Origin of the sequence: Paralysiella testudinis (genome assembly GCF_016894345.1) — a bacterium.
GTDB lineage: Bacteria > Pseudomonadota > Gammaproteobacteria > Burkholderiales > Neisseriaceae > Paralysiella > Paralysiella testudinis.
Window position 1 is genome coordinate 2088749 of the sequence record NZ_CP069798.1, and the last position, 17347, is coordinate 2106095.

21 protein-coding genes are annotated in these 17347 nt (G+C 54.6%); 11 read left to right on the forward strand and 10 right to left on the reverse strand.

Features of this window, described 5'->3' with window-relative positions; all coding sequences use genetic code 11:
* The first annotated feature begins 260 nt into the window (after positions 1-260).
* The 5 genes from JQU52_RS10765 to JQU52_RS10785 all read left to right on the forward strand — a co-directional run bounded on the left by JQU52_RS10765 (position 261) and on the right by JQU52_RS10785 (position 4178).
* Complete coding sequence (locus tag JQU52_RS10765; protein ID WP_230338485.1) at positions 261-1565, forward strand: replication-associated recombination protein A; 1305 nt, start codon at positions 261-263, stop codon at positions 1563-1565.
* Between the two features lie 29 nt (positions 1566-1594).
* Positions 1595-1981 carry a hypothetical protein gene (locus tag JQU52_RS10770; protein WP_230338486.1) on the forward strand — a complete coding sequence of 129 codons (387 nt, stop codon included), beginning with the start codon at positions 1595-1597 and terminating at the stop codon, positions 1979-1981.
* Positions 1982-2164: 183 nt separating this feature from the next.
* Entirely contained in the window at positions 2165-2779 is a 615-nt protein-coding gene (locus tag JQU52_RS10775; RefSeq protein ID WP_230338487.1) for a lysozyme inhibitor LprI family protein, read from the forward strand.
* Positions 2780-2868: 89 nt separating this feature from the next.
* On the forward strand, positions 2869-3525 hold the full coding sequence (locus JQU52_RS10780) for an FABP family protein (RefSeq protein WP_230338488.1): 657 nt from the start codon (positions 2869-2871) through the stop codon (positions 3523-3525).
* 71 nt (positions 3526-3596) lie between these two features.
* Complete coding sequence (locus tag JQU52_RS10785; protein ID WP_230338489.1) at positions 3597-4178, forward strand: type II secretion system protein GspG; 582 nt, start codon at positions 3597-3599, stop codon at positions 4176-4178.
* A gap of 72 nt (positions 4179-4250) precedes the next feature.
* Here the strand turns inward: JQU52_RS10785 and metW are convergent, their stop codons facing one another.
* Both metW and metX read right to left on the reverse strand, forming a co-directional pair.
* Entirely contained in the window at positions 4251-4832 is a 582-nt protein-coding gene (metW, locus tag JQU52_RS10790) for a methionine biosynthesis protein MetW (RefSeq protein WP_230340568.1), read from the reverse strand.
* A gap of 8 nt (positions 4833-4840) precedes the next feature.
* Positions 4841-5980, reverse strand: a complete 1140-nt coding sequence (metX, locus tag JQU52_RS10795) for a homoserine O-succinyltransferase MetX (protein WP_230338490.1) — start codon at positions 5978-5980, stop codon at positions 4841-4843.
* Positions 5981-6049: 69 nt separating this feature from the next.
* Between metX and JQU52_RS10800 the strand changes: the two genes are divergently transcribed.
* The 6 genes from JQU52_RS10800 (at position 6050) to JQU52_RS10825 (ending at position 9006) form a co-directional block, all read left to right on the forward strand.
* Positions 6050-6217 carry a protein MIGRI gene (locus tag JQU52_RS10800; RefSeq protein ID WP_230338491.1) on the forward strand — a complete coding sequence of 56 codons (168 nt, stop codon included), beginning with the start codon at positions 6050-6052 and terminating at the stop codon, positions 6215-6217.
* Between the two features lie 100 nt (positions 6218-6317).
* Entirely contained in the window at positions 6318-6713 is a 396-nt protein-coding gene (locus tag JQU52_RS10805) for a cupin domain-containing protein (RefSeq protein ID WP_230338492.1), read from the forward strand.
* 69 nt (positions 6714-6782) lie between these two features.
* Positions 6783-7226, forward strand: coding sequence for a peroxiredoxin (locus tag JQU52_RS10810; protein ID WP_230338493.1), 444 nt, complete (start codon positions 6783-6785; stop codon positions 7224-7226).
* Positions 7227-7230: 4 nt separating this feature from the next.
* A complete protein-coding gene (locus tag JQU52_RS10815; RefSeq protein ID WP_230338494.1) occupies positions 7231-7701 on the forward strand; it encodes a methylated-DNA--[protein]-cysteine S-methyltransferase in 471 nt (156 codons plus the stop codon).
* Entirely contained in the window at positions 7695-8609 is a 915-nt protein-coding gene (gene xerD / locus JQU52_RS10820; RefSeq protein WP_230338495.1) for a site-specific tyrosine recombinase XerD, read from the forward strand. Before JQU52_RS10815 ends, xerD begins: the two co-directional genes overlap by 7 nt.
* A gap of 115 nt (positions 8610-8724) precedes the next feature.
* A complete protein-coding gene (locus JQU52_RS10825) occupies positions 8725-9006 on the forward strand; it encodes a hypothetical protein (RefSeq protein WP_230338496.1) in 282 nt (93 codons plus the stop codon).
* Positions 9007-9605: 599 nt separating this feature from the next.
* On the opposite strand, the gene JQU52_RS10830 is transcribed toward JQU52_RS10825, so the two are convergent.
* From JQU52_RS10830 to tig, 8 genes are all read right to left on the reverse strand, one after another.
* On the reverse strand, positions 9606-10133 hold the full coding sequence (locus JQU52_RS10830) for a protein disulfide oxidoreductase (protein WP_230338497.1): 528 nt from the start codon (positions 10131-10133) through the stop codon (positions 9606-9608).
* On the reverse strand, positions 10130-10729 hold the full coding sequence (gene recR, locus JQU52_RS10835) for a recombination mediator RecR (RefSeq protein WP_230338498.1): 600 nt from the start codon (positions 10727-10729) through the stop codon (positions 10130-10132). Before recR ends, JQU52_RS10830 begins: the two co-directional genes overlap by 4 nt.
* Before the next feature lie 81 nt (positions 10730-10810).
* Complete coding sequence (locus JQU52_RS10840) at positions 10811-11152, reverse strand: YbaB/EbfC family nucleoid-associated protein (RefSeq protein ID WP_230338499.1); 342 nt, start codon at positions 11150-11152, stop codon at positions 10811-10813.
* A 247-nt stretch (positions 11153-11399) separates the two neighbouring features.
* Positions 11400-13436 carry a DNA polymerase III subunit gamma/tau gene (gene dnaX / locus JQU52_RS10845; RefSeq protein ID WP_230338500.1) on the reverse strand — a complete coding sequence of 679 codons (2037 nt, stop codon included), beginning with the start codon at positions 13434-13436 and terminating at the stop codon, positions 11400-11402.
* 83 nt (positions 13437-13519) lie between these two features.
* Positions 13520-13990, reverse strand: a complete 471-nt coding sequence (locus tag JQU52_RS10850; RefSeq protein ID WP_230338501.1) for a hypothetical protein — start codon at positions 13988-13990, stop codon at positions 13520-13522.
* A 28-nt stretch (positions 13991-14018) separates the two neighbouring features.
* A complete protein-coding gene (mltB, locus tag JQU52_RS10855; protein ID WP_230338502.1) occupies positions 14019-15086 on the reverse strand; it encodes a lytic murein transglycosylase B in 1068 nt (355 codons plus the stop codon).
* 121 nt (positions 15087-15207) lie between these two features.
* Entirely contained in the window at positions 15208-15828 is a 621-nt protein-coding gene (gene clpP / locus JQU52_RS10860; protein WP_230338503.1) for an ATP-dependent Clp endopeptidase proteolytic subunit ClpP, read from the reverse strand.
* A gap of 160 nt (positions 15829-15988) precedes the next feature.
* The gene (gene tig, locus JQU52_RS10865) at positions 15989-17296 is read right to left on the reverse strand and encodes a trigger factor (protein ID WP_230338504.1); all 1308 of its coding nucleotides are present in this window, start codon (positions 17294-17296) and stop codon (positions 15989-15991) included.
* Between the last annotated feature and the right edge of the window lie 51 nt (positions 17297-17347).

Consider the following 17347-nt stretch of genomic DNA (forward strand, 5'->3'; position numbering starts at 1 on the left):
AGCTTGCGGCGGTGTGCACGGCGCACCCTACTGCGTTTACCCCACCATTATCCTAAAGGCTACCTGAAAAACATAAACGCTGCTTTCAGGTAGCCTTTAGGGCAACTTGGGATTGATTGATTTTCTTCAAACTGCCTTTCAGGCAGCTTTAAAGGCAGCAGTGATACAATACGCTTTTGCCCTACCCTTAATGCCGCACATCATGAACCCGTATTTCTCCGTCTGCCAGTCCACCATCGCCAAACATATCAAGGCATATCATGGCTGACTTGTTTACCCAAGCCCCGGTGGCACCGCTGGCCGAAGCCTTGCGCCCGCAAAGTCTGGACGACGTAATCGGCCAATCTCACTTATTGGGTGCGGGCAAGCCCTTGCGGCTGGCATTTCAATCCGGTAAACCGCATTCAATGATTTTCTGGGGCCCGCCGGGCGTGGGCAAAACCACCCTTGCCCGCCTCACCGCCACCGCTTTTAACTGCGCCTTTATCGCCCTTTCCGCCGTATTCTCGGGTGTCAAAGACATCCGCGCGGCGATGGCGCAAGCCGAGCAAAATTTGGCGCAAGGCAAAAGCACTATTTTGTTTGTGGACGAAATCCACCGCTTCAATAAATCCCAACAAGACGCACTGCTGCCTTATGCCGAGAGTGGCTTGGTTACCTTTATCGGCGCCACCACCGAAAACCCCTCGTTTGAAGTGAATTCGGCATTGCTGTCGCGCGCGCAAGTATATGTGTTGCAATCGCTTAGCGAAGCAGAATTACAACAGCTATTCCAACGCGCACAAAGCAAAGCCTTGAGCGGATTGGCGTTTGACGAGCGTGCCGTCAACACCTTAATCGGCTATGCCGACGGCGATGCCCGCCGGCTGCTTAATCTCTTAGAACAATGCCAAACCGCCGCTGCGGCCAGCGGCGTGCAGCATATCGACGCGGCCTTTATCGACAATGCACTCACCCTCAACAGCCGCCGTTTCGACAAAGGCGGCGACAACTTTTACGACCAAATCTCCGCCCTGCACAAATCGGTGCGCGGCTCCCACCCCGATGCCGCCCTGTATTGGCTTACCCGTATGCTCGATGGCGGCGCCGATCCGCGCTATCTGTCGCGCCGCATCATCCGCATGGCCTGGGAAGACATCGGCTTGGCCGACCCGCGCGCCATGCAAATTGCCAACGATGCCGCCCTTACCTACGAGCGCTTAGGCAGCCCCGAAGGCGAGCTGGCGTTGGCGCAAGCGGTGATTTATCTGGCCGTGGCCGCCAAAAGCAATGCCGGTTATATGGCCTACAACCAAGCGCGCGCCTTTATCCAACAAGACCAAAGCCGTGAAGTGCCGGTACACTTGCGCAACGCCCCCACCAAGCTGATGAAAGAGCTGGGCTACGGGCATAAATACCGCTATGCCCACGACGAACCCCATGCCTACGCCGCCGGTGAAACCTATCTGCCCGACGACATGCCCGCGCCCGGCTGGTATCAGCCGGTGCCAAGAGGATTAGAAATCAAAATTGGCGAAAAATTGGCGCAGTTGCAGCAATGGGATAAAGAAGCAGAAGACACTTAGTTTATTTTTAGCGGGAAAGAGGATTAAAAATGAAAATTTTCTGGATAATGGCTTTATCAACCCTTGGCTTTAGCGGCTGTGCCCTTATCGAACCCACCGCCAGCCTGAATGTACAAACGCAAAATGCCCTTTCGCGGCAAAACGCCATTGCCTGCGCCGCATCTGCTCTGGCGCAAATGGCCAAAACGCAAAAAAACTGGAATAACGAGCCGATGATTACAAATGGAGCAAACGGCACACTGGAAACCGGCGATTTCTCCAAAGCCAATGTTATCGGCATCAGAACCAAACTGGTTTACACTCCAGAAGAACGGCGCTTTAAGGGAAAAATTAAAGCCAATGGCCTTTATTTTTCAGACTTGGGGGCACAAAAAGCCGCCACAGACTTGGAGACAATGTTGGTTCAATGCCGCTAAAACTGTTGCGGCAATTTAGGCTCCCGGCTGCATTTGACCGACAAGCCCAATATTTTAGTAGCTCATACTTAACACCGCCTCCTCGCAAAGACAAGCCACACGGGTACCGACCACACTTTCAGGCAGCCTGAATCATGCCGTGTTCACCAATGTAAACAAGCTTTCCAGCACAGGAGCATCATCATGCATCGCATTTTACTGATTGTATTGTTGTTTCCCGCCGTTGTTTTTGGCGCCAGCTTCGATTGCCAGCAGGTACGCACCACCGCCGAGCAGCTGATTTGCCAAAACGACAACCTGTCTTCTCTAGACGACACCCTAGCCGAAACCTTTACGACCGCAATACAAAGCACCACCGCACCTAACAAACTGCAAGCCGAACAAAAAACCTGGCTGGCCGCACGCAACCGCTGCACCAACGCAGGCTGCCTGCAGCAACAATACGAACAAAGAATCGCCGAGCTGTCGTGCAATCCCGATGGCGTTATGGCCGGTTCCGCCATCGGTGCTAACCAGTGTGCTTATTTTTCCCGCCTGGCACTGGATCGCCAACTCAGCACGCTGGAAGTACAATACCAGCAAAAAATAAACCGGGATGCCGAAAGCCCCGATAATATGAACAGCATATTCAAAACCGAGCAAAACGCTTGGCGTCAATATCGCTCGGCACAATGTGCCCTGCACGGCGCCATTGAAGGCGGCTCGGATGCCTGGAAAAACGCATTTGCCGGCATGTGTGAATTGGATGAAACCCAAAAGCGCATTACCAGCCTGAAAGCCGCAATCAGCGGGCAATAATCTGGCCAAGCCGCTTATTGCCTTGATGGACGGCGGCGCCTCTGCCGCCTGCGTCCGATTGAAACCTTGTTTAAACCCCGGTACACAGCATGAGCCAATTTCCCAAAGATATTTATACCGAACCGCAACCCAGCGTAGACACCTTGGCCAATTTAGGCCCCTTGGCCGCCATGGCCGGTATTTGGCGCGGCCAAATCGGGGTGGATGTAAACCCCAAGGCCGACGGCCCGGAAACACGGGCGTTTATCGAGCACATCGAATTGCAACCGATTGATGCGCAAACCAACGGCCCGCAATTGTTTTACGGCCTACGCTACCACACCCATATCGTCAAACCCAATGATGTGGAAACCTTTCACGATCAAGTGGGCTACTGGCTGTGGGAACCGGCCACCGGCAACATTATCCAAACGCTCACCATTCCGCGCGGCCAAGCAGCGCTGGCGATGGGCAAAACCACTGCCGATGCCAAAACCTTCCACCTCCAAGCCGTGCGCGGCGCCACCAGCAACGGCATAGTTTCCAATCCGTTTTTGGAATATGCCTTTAAAACCGAACGTTACGACATCACCATCACCCTGCACGACAACGGCACTTGGTCTTACCAGCAAGAAACCGTATTGATTATTCCCGGCCAAAGCGAGCCGTTTTTGCACACCGACCACAACACCTACACCAAAATCGGCGCCGCCACGCCCAACCCCACGGCGCTGGCCGCCGCTCAGGCGCCGCCATCGGCCTCTTGAAGTGCTTGTTTTCAGGCAGCCTTATGTCTGGTTTTGATAACGAGCAGATTGTTTTATTGGAAAGATTTTAAATGACACACAAAGCAGACAACACCAATACCGACAAACTGGGTGTCTTTCCCTTTGTGGTGGGCGGTATGTCGTTTATTCCCTTGCTGGGCGTGGTGTTTGGCCTAATCGCCTTGGTTTGGGGCTTAGTGAGCGCCAAACGCGGTGGCAAGCTGCTGGCCGCCATGGGTGCCGCCGGTATTGCCTTTACAGTGTTGATTTACAGCGCCTTGTTTTATTTTGGCTTTGCACAGCGCGGCGGCGTTTATGATGATTTGCGTGGCCAAATGGCGCAAAACAACCTGGATTCACTGGTGAGCACCATCGAATCTTACCAAGTGCAGCACGGGCAATATCCGGCATCGCTGGCGGCACTGCAAGACACGCTGCCCCAAGAGCGCTCGATTATCTTATTTGATCCGCTCACCAGCGCCATTAGCGGCCAGCCCGAATACTTTTTTTATCAGCGTGTTGGCGAAAGACAATACCATTTGCGCAGCCTTGGCGCCGATGGCAAACCCTTTACCGACGATGATATTGTGCCGCACATGCCCGCACAAAACGGCGGCAATAGCGGCTTATTGCGAGACGCTACGGCACCATAAGCGAACAATGCAGAAATATGATTAAGGCTGCCTGAAATCCGTTTCAGGCAGCCTTTTTTACCTTTTCACACTCTAGCCCACACGGTAAAACGCCAAGCTACCGCGCAGATTGGGCAGTTTATTGATGCGGCGGCTGCCGCTCATCACGGCGCGCTCCCGCACGGTGAGCTGATTTTGGGCGCACAATTGGTCGAAGTCTTGCAAGGTGCACCAGTGGATATTGGGGGTGTTATACCACTGATAAGGCATGCGCTCGGATACGGGCATATGGCCTAACAGGCCGATTTGCAAGCGGTTTTTCCAGTAGCCGAAATTGGGAAACGACACAATCGCTTCTTTGGCCACGCGCATCATGTCTTGCAAAATGGTTTCGGTGTTTTGCATGGCTTGGATGGTTTGGCTCAACACAATCACATCAAAGCTGGCGTCTTCAAAATGCTGCAAGCCTTGTTCCAAGTCGGCCTGAATCACGTTAATGCCGCGCTGCATCGCCGCCAGCACGCTGTCGGTGTCGATTTCCACGCCGTAGCCGTGGCAGTGTTTGTGCGCCACCAAGGCGGCCAGCAATTCGCCGTCGCCGCAGCCCAAATCGAGCACGCGGCTGCCTGAAGGTATCCAGTCGTAAATCAATTGCAAGTCGTCGCGGATGCGGATGGCCGGTTTCATGCGCCAAACTCCTGGGCGATGTTGTTAAAATAAATCCGCACCGCCTGCATATAGGCGGTGTCGTCCATCAAAAAGGCGTCGTGGCCGTGGCTGGATTGCAAGGCCACATATTGCACCGGCTTTTTGGCCGCCACCAGCGCTTGCACCAATTCTTGCGAGCGCTCGGGAGCAAAGCGCCAATCGCTGTTGAAGCTGGCCACAAAAAAGCGTGCTTGGGTGCCGGCCACGGCGGCTTTGAGGTTGTGGCCGAAGGCTTTGGCCGGGTCGAAATAATCCAGCGCTTTGGTCATCAATAAATAGGTGTTGGCATCAAAGGCATCGGCAAATTTGTCGCCCTGATAGCGCAAATACGATTCCACTTCAAAATCCACATCGTAATCAAAGCGGTAGCTGCCGCTTCGCAGCTGGCGGCCGAATTTTTTGCCCAAGCCTTCTTCGGCCAAATAGGTGATGTGGCCCATCATGCGCGCAATGCGCAGGCCGCGGCGCGGCACGGTGCCGTGGTCGGCATAATGGCCGCCGTGAAAATCGGGGTCGGTGAGGATGGCTTGGCGCGCCACATCATTAAAGGCGATGTTTTGGGTGGACAATTTGGGCGCAGAAGCAATCACCAGCGCATGGCGGATGCGCTCGGGGTAATCAATCGCCCATTGTAAAGCCTGCATCCCGCCCAAGCTGCCGCCCATCACCGCCGCCCATTGGGCAATGCCCAGTCGGTCGGCCAGCATGGCTTGGCTGTTCACCCAATCGGCCACGGTAACCAAGGGGAAATCGGCACCATAAGCCTTGCCGGTAAACGGATTGGTGCTTAAAGGGCCGCTGCTACCGTGGCTGCCGCCCAAATTGTTTACGCCCACCACAAAAAAGCGGTTGGTGTCTAAAGGTTTGCCCGGGCCCACCATATTGTCCCACCAGCCGGGGTGTTTATCGTTGGGCGAATGAAAGCCCGCCACATGGTGGTGGCCGGAGAGCGCGTGGCATACCAGCACGGCGTTGCTTTTGTCGGCATTGAGCCTGCCGTAGGTTTCCACCATCAGCGTAAAATGCGGCAAGATACTGCCGTTTTGCAGGCGCAAGGGGGTATCGAAGGCAAAAGATTGCGGCACCACAATGCCAACACTGTCTGAATGGTTCATGGGTATGGGCAAAAACACGGAAAGCGTTCATTATAGCGGCTTTACCGCCCTTCGTGCGCCCCCTAAACCATGATTGCCTATCTTACCCGTTGCTTGCTGTTGTTGGCTTTATTGGCCTTGTTGTGGCGCTGGTGGCGGCGCCACGCCCGCGAAAGCCATGGCTGGATCAATCGCATTGCCTTGGCACTGCTGGCGGTTTCGGTGGCCGCGTTGCTGTGGCGGATTTGGCCAAGCTAACGGCAACACCCACACCGCCATAGCAAAAACCGCCCGGTGCCACTACAATCTGCCCCATTCCCGTTTGTTTTGTTAACCCAGATACAAGGCCGGCACCATCATGAGCACCTTCACCCAAACCATTCTCTATACCGACGAACACGGCTATGCCCGTTTTCGTGAACAAGAAATCGCGCTGAGCGAAGGCACACCCGCCAGCCGATTATCGGCGTGGATTCAAGCCGAAGGCCTGCAACTGCGCCAAAGCCCGCCGGGCTTTAGCAGTGCCTTTCATTGCACCGGCACGCCGCAATGGCTGTTTGTATTGCAAGGGATTATGGAAATCGGCCTGCAAGACGGCAGCAGCCGCCAATTCAAAGCCGGGCAACATTTTTATTCTGCCGACACGCTGCCGGAAGGCGCAACATTCGACCCGCAAAAACACGGCCATTGCAGCCACCAAGTGGGCGACGAGCCGCTGATTACTGCTTTTGTACGCGCTCCGGCGCAGCCGTGAACCAGTATCAAGGCTACCTGAAACCGCTTTTTGCATCATTAACACCCAAGCACACACAAGGAAGTAACCATGTCGCAAACCATGCTGTTCACCCTGCCCGATCAAGACGGCCAGCTTTTTAACGCTGCCGAGCATTTGCCGCTGGTGTTGTATTTCTATCCTAAAGACAGCACACCCGGCTGCACCACCGAAGCACAGGAATTCAGCGCCCTGCTGCCGCAGTTTCAGGCAGCCGGTTATACCGTGGCCGGTATTTCGCGCGACAGCGTTAAAAGCCACCACAATTTTGTGTGCAAATACGCCCTGAGTGTGGCTTTGCTGGCCGACACCGACGAAGCCGTGTGCCGCCAGTTTGATGTGATTAAAGAAAAAAATATGTACGGCAAAAAAGTGCTGGGCATCGAGCGCAGCACTTTTGTATTGGATGCCAACGGCCACATTGTGCACGAATGGCGCAAAGTGAAAGCCGCCGGCCATGCGCAAGCGGTGCTGGATGCTCTGAAAACCGCCTAAACCCATGAAAGCATCCATGTACAGCCGCTACTACACCGCCCCTTGTTCGGTAATACGGGTGGATTTTGATGATAACCACAGCTTGTTGGCATTGAATTGGGCCGAAGCCGTGCCGCCGTGGGCGGAAATGTTGAGCGGCCACTGGGCAGACACGTTAAACGCCTATTTTTCAGGCAGCCTTAAGCAGTTTGCCCACCCGGTTTCCCGCAACGGCACGGCTTTCCAGCAAAAAGTATGGCAGGCAATTGCGCAAATTCCCTACGGCCAAGTGGCCAGCTATGGCGACATCGCCCGCGCCATCGGCAGCGCGCCGCGTGCGGTCGGCCAAGCCTGCGGCAAAAACCCGCTGCCCATCATCGTGCCCTGCCACCGCGTGGTGTCCAGCAGTGGTTTGGGCGGCTTCAGCTTTGGCGGCGACGAAGCCAGCCTGGCCATCAAACGCTGGCTGCTGCAACACGAAGGTGCCACATGGTAACGCCCGAACACAGCACCGACAGGCTGCCTGAAGCGCTGCAACAGCCGATTGACAGCGTATTGGAGCATTTATGGCTCTCTGAGCAGTTGGCACACAACACCTTGGAAGGCTACCGCCACGACTTAAGCAAAATCGCCCGGCGCTTACAAGCTGCCGGGCTGGATTGGCTGAGTGTAGATAGTGTGGATTTGGCCGCCGCCGTTTTTGATGCGCACGAAAAAACCAGCTCCCAAGCCCGCGCCCTGTCTGCCTGCAAGCGTTTATTTGCTTGGCTGCAAGAATACGGCCACCGCCCCGATTTGCCCACCACCCATCTGCATGCGCCCAAACAAGGGCGGCATCTGCCCGACATCATCAGCGAAGCGCAAATCGACGCTCTTTTGGCCGCGCCCGACACCGCCAGCAGCCACGGCCTGCGCGACAAAGCCTTGCTGGAGCTGATGTATGCCACCGGCCTGCGCGTCAGCGAAGCCGTGCAGCTTACCTTAAGCGAGCTGGATTTACAGCAAGGCTTAATCAGCACCATCGGCAAAGGCGATAAGCAGCGGCTGGTGCCCTTGGGCGAAGAAGCCGTGTATTGGCTGCAACGCTATCTGGCCGAAGCACGCCCTCGGCTACTCAAAGGCCGTGCCTGCGATGCGGTGTTTGTGAGCCAAAAAAAAGGCGCCATTTCGCGCCAACTGGCGTGGATGATTGTCAACCGCCATGCCGAAACCGCCGCCATCCGCCACCTCAGCCCGCACGGTCTGCGCCATGCTTTTGCCACCCATTTGGTCAACCACGGCGCCGACTTGCGCGTGGTGCAAATGCTGCTCGGCCACGCCGACATCGGCACCACCCAAATCTACACCCATGTGGCCAACGAACGCCTGAAACAATTGGTGGCCGAGCACCATCCGCGCGGTTAAATGTAAAAAGTGGGGATTGGGGTATTGATGATGGTTTCAGGCAGCCTGCAAAACGAATGCCGGTGCAGCCATTCGCCGCTTGGTTTGATTAAGCAATAGTGGGAAGCGAATACCGATGAAAACCACCCTGCGCTTTATGCTGATTGCCATGGCTCATATCGCCTTATTGCTGGGCGCTTATGCCACGCATCTGTTCGGGCTTGCGTTTATATTGCCTTATTCCATCGTGGTATTTATTTGGCTGGCGGGCACTTCGGCATTGGCCGCTTGGGGCTATTTCAGCGTAAGCAAAGCGCTGCGCTTACCGGCTTGGGGCAAATATTGCTTATCGGCAATGATGCTGGCGGGGTCGCTTTATACGGGTATATTTTTGGCATTGAATCTGTTGGGCACTTAGCCTGTATAGGTGCTGTTCTGAAAAGTATGCTGCTGAAAAAAGCAAGAGCGAGCAAGGTAAAAGCCATGATTTAGGTAAATAGAGACTATAGATAAACAGAAGATAAACAGAGGTTTTCTGTTTCGCTTATGTAAATAATAGTCTTATTTATTGCCTAAAATATAGTCAGTTTTTCATTGATTTCACTATAGAATGTGCCTTGGCGCATCCTCATCCCATTCACTAAAACCCAGCGCGTGTAAGGCAATTAAACCACAAACACTGGGTTTTATCTTTAAATCACTAAAGCTACGCATTCTCATATAAATATAAAGCCTGAAATGTAAAGACGTTATTGCCGGCTTTGGCTATTCCCTTTTCTGTAATACCAATTCAAAAAATAAGATAACAAGGCGGAACTGATTTACTTGGTGCTTCAGCGCCTTAGTAAATCGTTCTCTTTGAGCTGAGCCGCAGACAGTACACCTAGTACGGAACAGAGTTTGTTGGCGCTTTAGCGCCTTACAAAATCGCTCTCTTTGCGCTAAGGCGAACCAACGCAGTTAGGTTATTTTTTCGAATTGGTATAACAGATTGATTGATTTCAGGCAGCCTCAACACTATTGCGGCCACAGCGACACCAGCCACAGCCGCGCGCGCAAGCCCCAATAAGAGCTGATGCCACTGGTGCTGAAACGCATTTGGCCGTCTTTCACCAGCACAATGGTGGGTGTGGCCGCCACTTGCCATTGGCGCGACCAATCGCCTTGCTTGTCGTTTAAATTGGCAAACTGCCAGCCGTGTTGGTGCAGATAAGCATCAATCTGGACATCATCACCCGATTGCAGTGCCACGCCCAGCACCGCATGGCCGTTGCGTGCCAGCTTATCGATGGCGGGCGAAGTATGGCGGCAAATGCCGCACCAGCTGCCCCAAAAATACAGCACCAGCGGCTGCTCGTGGCTGAGCGCCCGCAGGCTCACGCTGCGGCCATCCACTAGCTGAAGCGGTGTATCGGCGGCTTGCAAGGGCTGTTGCGGCGCACGCCACCAATCCACGGCAGCGCCCACCAGCAATAAGATTACCGCCAATTGCAGCGCTTCGCGCAGCCAACGCCGCCATTTGGGTTTGCTCTGGCTGGCGCTCATTTTAATTGCCTGCGTTCGTATACGGCTTGCGCCAAAGTACCGGCATCCACATATTCCAATTCGCCGCCCAAAGGCATACCGCGCGCCAAACGGCTCACCCGGTAAGGCAGATTTTTAAACAGCTCGGCCAGCACATAGGCGGTGGCATCACCCTCGGCAGTGAAATTGGTGGCGATGATGATTTCTTCCACCGCGCTGTTTTGCAGCCGTGCCACCAGTTTTTCTAAAGCAATATGGCTCAAATCCATGCCTTGCGCCGGATTCACCTGCCCCATCAGCACAAAATAAAGGCCGTCGTGGCAATTGGCCGTTTCCATGCTGGCCACATCGGCCGGCATATGCACAATCATCAGCCGAGTTTGTGCGCGGGTTTCATCGGCACACACATGGCACAAATCGCCTTCGCAAAAGGTGTTGCACTGCTGGCAATGGCGCACTTGCAACAAAGCCTGCTGCAAGGCGGCCAGCAATTCTTCGGCACCGTCGCGCTTGTGTTGCAGCAATTGATAAGCCATGCGCTGCGCCGACTTGGGGCCGACATTGGGCAAAACTTTCAGGGCTTGGGTGAGGCGGCTGAATGCGTCAATGGGTTTCATGGTATCTCTGGATATGCAGGCCAAAACAAATTCAGGCAGCCTTAATGGTGATTCAGGCTGCCTGAAAACAAGGCGCACGCTTTATTTGAACAAGTCGCCCATGCCGGCGGGCAAATTCATGCCTTGGGTAAACTGCCCCATGCGCTCTGCGCTGGTGGCTTCGGCTTTGCGCACAGCATCGTTCACGGCGGCGGCAATCAGGTCTTCCAGCATTTCTTTGTCGTCGGCGGCATCGGCCAACAGGCTGTCGTCGATGTGGATGCGCTTCACGCCGTAATGGCAGTTCATGGTGACGCTCACCATGCCACCGCCGGCTTCGCCGTTCACTTCCACATTGGCCAGCTCGGCCTGGGCTTGTTTCATGCGTTCCTGCATTTGTTGGGCTTGTTTCATCAAACCGCCGATTCCGGCTTTTCCAAACATGGTATGTCCTTTTTTAGGGTTGAATGTTTTTTAACGATAAGCTTATACCAATTCTAAAAAATAAGATAACAAGGCGAAACTGATTTACTTGGTGCTTCAGCGCCTTAGTAAATCGTTCTCTTTGAGCTGAGCCGCAGACAGTACAGCTAGTACGGAACAGAGTTTGTTGGTGCTTTAGCACCTTACAAAATCGTTCTCTTCGAGCTAAGGCGAGCCAACGCAGTTAAGCTATTTTTTAGAATTGGTATTAATTGGCTTCTTTCAAAATCAGGCTTTCAGGCAGCCATTGGGCGCCAAACAGGCTAATCAGGCTTTGTGCGGCACTGTCGGCTTCCAATTGCTGCTGCGCCGCTGCCCGCGCTTCTTGCTGCAAGCGCTGCAAGCGCATGGCTTGGGTTTCCAGGCCGCTGTCTTGCTGCCAGGCCTCGGTGCTAACCTCAATGCGGCGGCCATAGGCGGCAGACAATACTTCGGCCAGCCTTTGCAGCCGTGCTTTATCGGCGGTGATTTCACCTTCCGAAGCCAGTGCCAATTGCAAATGGCCGCTGGCGGCATCAAAAGCAGCCACTGCCGAATGTTGGGCAAACAACTGCACCGCGCCGAGTTTGTGCGCCAGCATGGCCACGATTTGCGGCCAGTTGGCCGCTGTGAGCTCGGGCAAAGTTGCAGGGGCTTCATCTTGCTGCTCAGTGTTGGCAATAGGCGGCGATGCCGTGCCTGAGGCGGGTGGCGATGATGCCAAGGCTGCCTGAACATCTGTTGCGGCCACGGCATGATGCTGCTTTTCTGCTGCTGTGGTGGCTGATTGGCTGGTATACGCTGCGACTTGAGGCTCGGCCAATACAGGCTGAGCCGCAGATTCAACCATAGGCGCGGCAGCATAAGCCGACCTATTGGCAGGCGGGTTTGCTTCATTCTCACCAGCGGCGGTTTCGATAACTTCCGCTTCGGCGACCATCTCTGCTTCGGTATCCAGCCACGGCGGGATGTCGGCGTTATCCGCATTGGTGTTACTGGGCACAGATTCCGCCACTGAGGCTGCCTGAAACTCAGGTGCGGCGCGATGTTGCTCTACCACCGGTTCGACTGCCGGTGCATCGGTATTGGGCGCAGCAATCGGCGCTATCGCCACCGATTCTGGCGGTGCATCTTGTAAGCTGCTGCCGCTAATTTGGCCGTTGGCGGGCTGTTTGGCGGCGGCCAGCGGCGCAAAGGCAAGCATGCGCAGCAAGGTCATCACAAAACCGGCGTATTCTTCCGGCGCTAAGGTTAAATCCTGTTTGCCACGGATGGCGCATTGGTAATAAAGCTGGATTTGTTCGCCGCTTAAGCTTGCGGCCAGTTGTTGCAGGCGGGCGCGTTCGGGGTCGTCGGCGGCCACGGCAGCGGGAATGGTTTGCAGCAAGGCCAGCCGTTGCAGCAGTAAGGCCAGCTCGCTTAAGGCATTGTCAAAGCCGATGGCGCGCCCGGCCATTTCAGCGGCTTTGTCCATCAGTACGGTGCCGTTTTGCGCCGCCAGTGCGGCCAATAAGTCGTAGAGATAGCTTTTGTCTACCGCGCCAATCATTTGGCGTACATCGGCTTCGTTTACGCTGCCGGAGCCCATGGCAATGGCTTGATCCAGCAGGCTGAGTGCATCGCGCATAGAGCCCATGGCGGCGCGGCCCAGCAATTGCAAGGCAGCGTCTTCGTAGGCGGTGTTTTCGGTGGTAAGCACATGCGCCAAGTGATCGTGCACTTGCTGTACATTCAGGTTGCGCAGCACAAATTGCAGGCAGCGGCTGAGCACGGTAATCGGCACTTTGTGCGGATCGGTGGTGGCCAGAATAAATTTAACGTGCTCGGGCGGCTCTTCCAGCGTTTTGAGCATGGCGTTGAAGGCACTTTTCGACAGCATGTGTACTTCGTCGATAATGTAAACCTTGTATCGCCCCAGCGTGGGCGCATACTGGGCGTTTTCCAGCACTTCGCGGATGTTGTCGATGCCGGTGTTGGAAGCGGCGTCGATTTCGAGCAAATCCACATAGCGCCCGGCGTCAATCTGGGTGCAGCTGTCGCACACGCCGCAAGGCTCGCCTGCTTCTGCATGCGGGCAGTTCAGACTTTTGGCCAAAATGCGCGCAATGGTGGTTTTGCCCACCCCGCGCGTGCCGGTGAGCAAATAGGCGTGGTGCAGGCGGCCTTTGCCCAAGGCATTCACCAATGCCTTGACCACATGCTCTTGGCCGACCAAATCGGCAAATTTTTTCGGGCGCCATTTGCGCGCCAATACTTGATATGCCATGGTTTTCCATTGTGTTAAATGGGTTCAGGCAGCCTAAGTAATCCATTTCAGGCTGCCTGAAACTGCGTCTATGTGCTAGCGGCTTAATTGGCTCGGCAAGTGCGCAACAATACGGTTTGGGTGCCCACCGGTGCGCCCATGGCATCCAATGCGCTGGCTTGGGTGAGCATATCGCCGTTCACCTTTTTGGCATTGGCCGGAGTGGCTTTACCGGTGGTCCAAGTAAGGCCGCTGCCGTAATAGCTGTTTTGGCGCTCGCCTTGGGCATCGTTGAGCACGCGGTAGAGGCCGGGGGTTAGTTGATCGCCGATTTTAATTTGCGCCACCACCAAGGTGTTGTCTTTTACGCCATACATGGCGCCTACTTTTTTCGGCCCTTCGGGGCTGTCGCAGGTGTAGGCCACTTCTACTGTGCTGTCGATGCTGGACACTTCGGCCAGTTGCATGCTGCTGGCGGCAGTGCTGCCGGTGTTGGCGGTGGTTGCAGGTGTTTGTTGGCTGGCACAGCCGGCCAGTGCCAATAATGCCGCGGTGGCGATTAACATTTTATTCATTGCAATTCACTCCTTAAAAAATCAAAATTTACAAGCCGCCGTTACCGCCGCGCAAGCCATTGGCGATTTCGCGCACGGCGCTCACATACATGCGGCTGTGATTATACTGCCAAACGGTGTAAAAATTATTCAGGCCCAGCCAATACTGGTATTGCCCGGGGGCGATTTCCAGCTGGTAGAGCAGTGCTTTTTCACGGTCGGCCACATGGCCGGGCACTTGCACGCCCAAACGGCGGAAATCGCCCACGGTGTGGTTAAGCTCGGTTTTGGCATCAAGCAGCGCCTGCAATTCGGGCGTGATATTGAGTTGCACCGGCACTGCCATCGGTGCGCCGGTTTGCCAGCCGTGCTGTTTCATATAATTGGCCACGGAAGCGGCCACATCGCCAACATTATTCCAGATATCGCGGTGGCCGTCGCCATCCCAATCCACCGCCCATTGGCGGTAGCTGGAAGGCATAAATTGCGGCATGCCCATGGCGCCGGCATAGCTGCCTTTAAAGGTGAACATGTCTTGCTTTTCTTCGTGCGCCAATTGCAAGAATTGATCCAGCTCTTTTTGGAAAAATTCGGCGCGGCGCGGATAGCTGAAAGCCAAGGTGGTGAGCGAATCGCCCAAGCGGAACGAGCCCATATTGCTGCCGTAGTTGGTTTCGATGCCCACAATTGCCACAATCAGCTCCGAAGGCACGCCATAGCGCTGCGACACCGCATCAATCACCGCCACATTATTGCGCCAAAAGCGGTCGCCATTTTGAATGCGGCTGCCGCTAACATTGTTTTGGCGAAACTCATACCATGGCCGCGATGTGCCGGGGCGATCCATAATGCTGATAATATTGGGCTTCTGCTCTACGTTGCCAAAAAACACCTCCAATTCGGGGCGCGAAAAGCCGCCACGCGCCACGCGCTGGCTAATAAAGCGCTGCACATCCGGGCGGGTAAGCAAGCCTTGGCCAATGTATTGGGCATCCAGATGGGTTTGATGGGTTGGCACCGGCGGCACCGTTTCGGCAGCTGTTTCAGTTTGCACCGTGGCGCTTTGGCAGGCGGCCAGCAGCATGGTGAGCGCCAGCGTGGGCAGATGTTTTTTCATGGCTTTGCTTCCTTATGATGCAGGTATGGCAACAAAAACGCAGTTTACCACAACCGCGCGGCGGCCAAAGCATTCAGGCAGCCGCAAAGGCTGCCTGAAACACATTCAAACGATATGGCTACTATACCGCATCCGCACGGCTTTTAACCACCTGGTCGATTAAGCCGTATTTCAGCGCTTCTTCGGCTGACATAAAATTGTCGCGATCGGTGTCTTTTTCCAATTGCGCCAGCTTTTTGCCGCTGTGTTTGGCCAGCAGCTCATTCAGCTTTTGCTTGAGCTTCAACAGCTCGCGGGCATGGATTTCGATATCCGAAGCCTGGCCGCCCAAGCCACCGCTGATTAAAGGCTGGTGAATCATTACCCGGCTGTTGGGCAGCGCAAAACGCTTGCCTTTGGCGCCTGCCGACAACAAAAACGCGCCCATGCTGGCGGCCTGCCCCAAACACAGGGTGGACACATCGGGCTTGATGAAATTCATGGTGTCGTAAATCGACATCCCCGCCGTTACCGAGCCGCCAGGCGAATTAATATAGAGCGAAATATCCTTATCCGGGTTTTCGCTTTCCAAAAACAGCAGCTGCGCCACCACCAAATTGGCAGTGGCATCGTTGACCGGCCCCACCAAAAACACAATGCGCTCTTTCAAGAGGCGCGAGTAGATGTCGTAAGCGCGCTCGCCACGGCCGCTTTGCTCCACCACCATCGGCACCAAGCCCAGATTATTAATTGTCGGCATCATCGCCACTCCTTGTTATATCAACCCTAGAAAATAGCCTAACTGCGTTGGCTCGCCTTGTTGTCTTAATTTTGTAGAATAGGTATTTAAATTTGAAGAAAAAGCACCCAAGCAGCGCTAAACCACTTCGGTGCTTTTATCAATATAACGGTTTCAGGCAGCCTTAGCTTTGCTGGCCCATTACTTCGTCAAACGACATGGCTTTGTCGGTAACCTTGGCTTGGCCCAATACATAGTCCACCACATTGGCTTCAATCGCCAAAGAAGTGGGGCCTTGCAGGTTTTTGGCATCGCTCATATACCAATCGATGACTTCTTGCGGGTCTTCGTAGCTTTCGGCAAATTCGCCCACGATTTCGCGCACTTGGCCTTCTTTCGGCTCCAGTTTTTGGTCGTCCACCAGCTGCGCCAAAATCAAGCCCAAAGCCACGCGGCGCTCGGCCTGTGCGGTAAACATATCGGCGGGCAAATCTAAGTTGGCCGCGTCCATGCCTTGGTTGGTGAAGTTTTGCTTCATGTCTTCGGCCAAGCGGGCGGCTTCTTCGGCCACCAAAGCTTTGGGCAGCTCAATGCTGGTGGCGGCCAACAAGGCGTTCATCACGCTTTCTTTGGTTTGGTCTTTAACGCGGCGGTTAACTTCGCGGCTCACGTTTTTCTTCACTTCTTCGCGCATTTTGGCCACATCGCCATCCACAATGCCCAAGGTTTTGGCAAATTCAGCATCCACTTCCGGCAACACCGCTTCGGCCACGTTTTTCAGGGTAATGGTGAACACGGCGGTTTTACCGGCCACATCTTTGCCATGGTAGTCTTCAGGGAAGGCCACGGTCACTTCTTTTACATCGCCCTCTTTCATGCCGCGGATACCGGCTTCAAATTCAGGCAGCATCTGGCCTTTACCCAATACAAACGGGTAGTTTTCAGACGCACCGCCTTCAAAGGCTTCGCCGTCGATTTTACCGGCAAAGTCGATAATCACACGGTCGCCGTCTTGGGCTTCGCGCTCCACACGATTAAAACGGGTGCGTTGTTGGCGCAGGATATCGATGGTTTTGTCGATTTCGGCATCGCCCACTTCGGTAGACACTTTCACCACTTCTTGTGCGCTCAAGTCGCCCACAGTCACCTCGGGGAACACTTCAAACAGCGCGGCCACTTTAAACGCTTTGTCGTCGTCTTGTGTTTCCAAGCCTTCAAAGCGGGGGAAACCGGCCACTTTCACATCGGCTTCGCTCACGGCATCGTAAAAGGCTTTTTGTACTTCTTGGTTCAGCACTTCATCGCGAATACCGGCACCATACATGGCGTCTACCATTTTCAGCGGTGCTTTGCCGGGGCGAAAGCCATCTACTTTGGCGCGTTTTTGTGCATTTTGCAGGCGCGCGGCCACATGGGCATTGATGTCTTCCCACGGCAAAGCCAAAATGATTTTACGTTCCAGATTGCTCAATTTTTCTACCGTTACGCTCATCGCAAACCCTTAGTCTTTCAATGTGTTGATTGTATAAAATAGCGAACCCGC